The organism is Methylobacterium variabile, from assembly GCF_001043975.1.
Classification (GTDB): Bacteria; Pseudomonadota; Alphaproteobacteria; order Rhizobiales; family Beijerinckiaceae; genus Methylobacterium; species Methylobacterium variabile.
In genome coordinates this window covers 1-595 of the sequence record NZ_LABY01000471.1, presented here as the reverse complement: position 1 = coordinate 595, position 595 = coordinate 1, and the positions used below count along the sequence as shown (strand labels likewise).

1 protein-coding gene is annotated in these 595 nt (G+C 66.7%); it reads left to right on the top strand.

The genetic code is table 11. The features are described from left to right. Positions 1–595 (top strand): glycoside hydrolase family 65 protein (locus VQ02_RS33965; protein ID WP_167350826.1); only part of this gene is annotated, 595 nt, incomplete at both ends.

The following is a 595-nucleotide window of genomic DNA, read 5'->3' as shown; positions in this document are numbered from 1 at the left end:
CTGGGAGCGGGCCGCCGACCGGATGTACCTGCCCTACGACGAGCGGCTGAAGGTGCATCCCCAGGACGACAACTTCCTCGACCTGGAGAGGTGGGACTTCGCGGCGACGCCCGAGGACCACTACCCGCTGATGCTGCACTACCACCCGCTCAACCTCTACCGCTCGCAGGTGATCAAGCAGGCCGACATGGTGCTCGCCATGTTCCTGCTCAGCGACCAGTTCACGCCGGAGGCCAAGCGGCGCAACTTCGACTATTACGACCCGCTGACCACCCACGATTCCTCCCTCTCCGTCTGCATCCAGAGCATCGTCGCGAACGAGATCGGATTGCGGCAGAAGGCGATCCACTACTTCAACTTCGCCCTGGCGATGGACCTGTCCGACATCGGCGGGAACATGATGCACGGGGCGCACATCGCGGCGATCGGCGGCACGTGGCTGGCGCTGGTCTACGGCTTCGCGGGCCTGCGCGACGCGCGGGGGCGCCTCACCTTCACGCCGTGCCTGCCCGATGCCTGGAGCCGGCTGAGCTTCGCCCTGAAGGTGCGCGGGCGAACGGTCCGCATCGACATCGACCACGCCGCCGCCACCTAC